Source organism: Ensifer sp. Root142 (assembly GCF_001426785.1).
Lineage (GTDB): Bacteria > Pseudomonadota > Alphaproteobacteria > Rhizobiales > Rhizobiaceae > Ensifer > Ensifer canadensis.
The window spans coordinates 1-4,990 of record NZ_LMFK01000039.1; the positions used below are offsets into that span (position 1 = coordinate 1).

Consider the following 4,990-nt stretch of genomic DNA (forward strand, 5'->3'; position numbering starts at 1 on the left):
GCCAGAACGGCATCGTCGATCCTGTCCTCATCGATCTCCATGAACCGACGTTACCACGCGCGGCGCCCAAAATCCTGCGGCCCTGCTCGGATGGATACGATCGGCCAGACGCTCCTTGACGAGAAAGACGAACCCAGGAGCGTTGCCGCATTCGAAATCGCGCCCGTGTCCACCGACGCCGACACGAATTCCGGCAACGGCGGCGATGACAAGGGGAGCGCGGGGAAGACCGGATCGGCGGGAACGGCGGCAAAGCCTCGTCCGTCTCCTCGGCTGGCCTTGCCGGTCGTCCCCGTAGTCTTGACCGAGGCCGAAAAGACGGCGCTCGGCCTCGACAAGCGCGATTCGAACGCGGCGGCGAAGAATGACGTCACGCCTCACGGTCTGGACGGAGCAGATGGCCCAAAGGGACCTGGAGGTCTGAAATGATCGATCTGCTCGCGGAACCACCATCAACGGACATTGCTTGGCAGATCGTCAATGCCGTGCTTCCGAGCGAAGCGACGACAATGTACGGCCGCGTGCTCTAGGTCTTCACATCGACCCTCTTCTTCCTCGGCGGGCTTGCCGTCGCGTTACAGTTCGTGCAGGGCATAGTCGCCTCGGCCCGCACGGGGCAGGCGCTTGGCGAGCGGTGGCATCACATATGGATGCCTCTGCGGATTGTCCTCGGTCTCGGCCTCCTGGCCCCTATGCCGCAGACAGGATTCTCCAGCGTCCATTTCGTACTCCGGGACGTCATCGCGCGGGCGGGCATTAATCTCGGCAACGCCATCTCCAATACCGGCATCACCGGCGTCGTAAAAGACGGCGTTACGATAATGCCGGCGTCCTCGAACGGGTCGAGCATCGCCATGATGGTGCTGCAACACGAAGTCTGCGCGGCGGTCTACAATCAGGCCGGCAGTCTCTGGGGATGGCAGGCGCGCCTGCCCGATCGAGAGGGTGCTGAAACGGGTACAGGCATCTTCGGGTCCGAGCGCCGCCACACATGGGCTTATGGTCCGACATGCGGTCAGTTCTCCCTCACTGCCCTCGACGATCGCCCATCATTTTCCAAGGCTCGGCGCGAGGCGATTAAGGCGTTCGTGGTTACCTTCCGGACGGCGGCAGGCGGATACGCACGCCTTGCCGCGGAAACCTCAGGACTGTCCTCCGCGGGCGCGGCGGCAAACGCCGTTTCGTCCAAGGTCCTGTCGCCCGATCTTGTCCAGACCATCCGCTCGATGGGCGCTGCCTACGACCAGGCGATAACAGCCGCAGCAAAAGAGGAGGCCAAAACCGTCGCAGCAGGTTCCCGCGACGCGCTTGTCGAGGATGCCCGTAGACAGGGGTTCCTTACGACCGGCATATACTGGCGAACCTTGGCGCAGGTCTCCGACATCACGACGTCAATGACCAACGAACGGCCCGAGGATACCCCGCCGCGCGTAGACGGCGATTTCGAGGAGGCGATCCAGAAGGCATTCGCCGCACTTCGGTTGCAGGTGTCGGGGGAGGCTGAACGGCAGGCTTTGAGCGCCAACGATTTTGCATCGGCCGGCGACGAGACCGCTGACCTCGCCACCAAAATCATCGCGCCGATTTCCCGTTCGATCATCGAATGGGCCGCGACTCCTGCCGATAGCCGAGAGGAACGCGACGAGATGGGTGCACTGATTTCCTCTGGGCATGCAATGCTGGCGGGCGTGTCCGCCGCCATTGCCGCCGGCGGTGTAATCGCTGGTGTTGCGGGCAACAAGGTTCTGGAATTCTTCGGGGCATCCGCGGTCAACTATTTCCTGGACTGGTCGAAGTTCGTCATCATCCCTGTGTGGATCATTGGGGCGCTGCGGGCTTACGTCATCCCGTTCATGCCGTTCCTGTTCATGATTGCATCGGGCGTCGCCCTGCTATCCGCCCTGATGGAGGCGATGATTGCCCTGCCTGTCTGGTGCCTTCGGTGGCTCAAATTGGATGGCAGTGATGAGTTCGCAGGGGACAGCGTCAGGCTCGGATTGCTTGCTGCGGTCAATATCTTTCTTCGGCCGGCGCTGGCCGCTCTCGCGGTTTTCGCGGCCTACGGTGCGTTCAACCCTGTACTCGGAATGATCGATCGTCTTTGGGCGACCGCGTTCCTCGCCCAGTCGGGTGGCCATGTCGTCGGGCTTCCGGGCTATCTGCTCCTGACCCTCATGCAGACTTATATGGTCTGGTTCGTCTGCCTCAAAACCTACGGCCAGATTTGGGCTCTTCCCGATCGTGTACTGAACTGGCTCGGTCAAGGCACGTCGTATGGCGAATCCGGGCTCGTCTCCGGTGCATTCGGCGGAATGCTGGCTGTTGCCGGACGCGGCATGTTGCCCAAGACTGGTATCGGAACGCTCATGACCGGAGGAAAATCGAAATGAAGAAACTTATGATCTGGACGACGGCTGGACTTGGGCTGGCAGTGGCCTGCGGGCTGGCGGGACTGCCGCACATGTCTGCCTCGATCGTCACCTTGACCGTAAGCGGTTAGCCGACCACGCTCGACTCGAAGTTCCACGGCATCGGAGCGTCGATATCCTGCGCGGGCCATCCGTTGGCCATGCGAACTAAGGTCTGTGTCAGCCAGGCGAGCGGATCGACGTTGTTCATTTTAGCTGTCTGCAAAAGCGTGGCGATCGTGGCCCATGTGTTGCCACCGCCTTCGCTTCCGGCAAATAGACTATTCTTCCGTGTGATCGTTTGGGGACGGATTGCGCGCTCGACGATATTGGAGTCGATCTCGATGCGGCCGTCACCGAGAAAGCGTTCCAGAGATTGTCGGCGGGTCATTGCATAGCGGATCGCTTCCGCGGTTTTGGACTTGCCAGAGACCTTCGCCAGCTCCTTTTCCCAGATGTCAAAAAGGTTGGCGACAATGGCCGCAGACCGCTCTCGTGCGGCAGCACGGAGGTTGGCATCCTTTCCCCGGATCTCGTCCTCGACCTTCCACAACTCGCTCATCGCCTTCACCGAGGCTGTCGCGGCGTGATTGATACCACCGATATGCAGTTCGTAGAATTTGCGCCTGACATGCGCCCAGCACCCTGCCAACGTGATGGTTTCGTTGCTGCCGGCCTTGACCTGCTCTTTGACCATGCTCGTATAGGCGCCGTGCCCATCAACCTGGAGAATGCCGTTGAAGCCGCTCAGGTGACGGGCCACACAGCGCCCACCTCTGCTGTCTTCAAATCTATAGGCGACCATTGGTGGCCCTGATCCCCCGAACGGCCGATCATCACGTGCATAGGCCCACAGCCATGCCGTCATTGTTTTTCCCGAACCAGGCACCAGGGTCGGCAATGTCGTTTCGTCGGCAAAGACCCTTTCACCTGCCTTGATTTTCTCCAGGATGTAATCGGCCAGGATCTTGAGCTCGAAGCCGAGATGTCCCATCCATTGAGCCATCAAGGAGCGGCTCAGCGTCACGCTATCGCGCAGGTAGATTGTTTCCTGACGGTAGAGCGGAAGGCCGTCGGCATATTTGGACACGGCGATGTAAGCCAGGAGCCGTTCGCTCGGCAGCCCGGCTTCGATGATATGGCCAGGCGCTAGAGCCTGCAGCACACCGTCACGCCCTCTGAATGCGTATTTCGGCCGGCGGGTAACGATGACCCTAAACTTCGGTGGGATGACATCGAGCCGCTCGGATCGGTCTTCGCCAATCAAAACCTTTTCCAGACCTCGGCATTCTTCGGGGATTTCAGGCTCGATGACCTCCTCGATGCGCTCGAGATGGGCGGCAAAGCCCTTGCGCGGGCGTGCTTCCCGCTTCTGCTTGTCTTTCCGTGACTGGTCGAGCTCGCTGTCGATCGCTGCCAGGCCGGTCTCGACTTCCTCGAACGCAAAGTCGATCTGATCGTCGTTGATCCCCAGTCGCAGCCGTTCCGAGCGCGTGCCTTTCTGAGCCCGCTCAAGCACTTTCACAATCGCAGTGAGAGTGGCTATCCGCTCGTCCGTATCCTTCTTGAGCGCCTCAAGCCGGGTGATCTCCGCTCGGGCAGCGGCGCCTTCTGCGCTCATGGCGACGATCATCGCCTTGAGTGCATCAACGTCGTCAGGAAGGTCCGAAGCAGAGAACGTCATAGCAGGAAGGAGATCACGAATTGTGATCTTTTCCTAGCGTTTACAGTAACATGCGTGGGATTTCTTGGATGGGTTCAGCCCGTCGAAAGCGGCCTCCTGATTGTCGCCGGGCGGATCCTCTTCCAATCCATTCCGGCCAGTAGGGCCATGAGCTGGGCATGATCCAGACGGATGCGCGCCGCCGTCGCTGCCGGCCAGCAAAAGCCATTTCCTTCGATAACTTTCGAATAGAGACAGACCCCGCTGCCATCCCACCACACGATCCGGACACGGTCCTTCCGCTTGGAACGGAACACGTAAAGGGCGCTATTGAAAGGATCGAGACCGCCATCCCTGACCAAAGCCATCAACGAAGCCGCTCCCTTGCGAAAGTCGACCGGTTGGCAGGAGACGTAAACGACAACGCCAGACGCAATCATGCCTTGCGCACCGCCCGTAGGATCTTGGCAAGATGATCCGGCTCGATATCTCCGGCCACGCGCACCACGACGTCACCCATGACGATCTCCACCGGCGAACTTGCAACAGCTTCGACGCGCGCGAAACTAACCCTTTCATGAGCCTCTTTCGAAAGGGGCACCACCGATCCCGAGGCCAAGGCCTTGCGACGCCAGCCGTAAAGCTGCGAGGGATCTAGCCCCTCAGCGCGGGCGATCGCTGATACATTCGCCCCCGGCAGCATTGTCTCCGCAATCAGCCGTGCCTTCTCAGCATCCGGCCAATCTCGTGGCGTGCGCCTCGTCCGTATTGGTGTCGCCGTCAGAACCTCAAAGGCACGAGCCTGATTCACACTGTCGCTCATAGATCCCATGGGCTGGATCACGGCCGCCGTTTTTTTGCAGAATGAGTGGTCGTCCGATCAACCACCTAATCTGAGGAGACTGCGATGCTTAAGACC

The 4,990-nt window shown here is 60.3% G+C and carries 2 protein-coding genes and 2 pseudogenes; 2 read left to right on the forward strand and 2 right to left on the reverse strand.

Features of this window, described 5'->3' with window-relative positions; all coding sequences use genetic code 11:
* A pseudogene (locus ASD52_RS28520) lies at positions 1-429 on the forward strand (hypothetical protein); the annotation flags it as partial.
* Positions 430-542: 113 nt separating this feature from the next.
* A pseudogene (locus ASD52_RS28525) lies at positions 543-2,390 on the forward strand (DotA/TraY family protein); the annotation flags it as partial.
* Positions 2,391-2,496: 106 nt separating this feature from the next.
* On the opposite strand, the gene ASD52_RS28530 reads toward ASD52_RS28525, so the two are convergent.
* Together ASD52_RS28530 and ASD52_RS28540 are read right to left on the reverse strand one after the other, a co-directional pair.
* Positions 2,497-4,092 carry an IS66 family transposase gene (locus ASD52_RS28530; RefSeq protein ID WP_057226395.1) on the reverse strand — a complete coding sequence of 532 codons (1,596 nt, stop codon included), beginning with the start codon at positions 4,090-4,092 and terminating at the stop codon, positions 2,497-2,499.
* A 415-nt stretch (positions 4,093-4,507) separates the two neighbouring features.
* Positions 4,508-4,882 (reverse strand): transposase, encoded by a 375-nt coding sequence (locus tag ASD52_RS28540; protein WP_244497538.1) that lies wholly within the window; start codon positions 4,880-4,882, stop codon positions 4,508-4,510.
* Positions 4,883-4,990 lie beyond the last annotated feature (108 nt).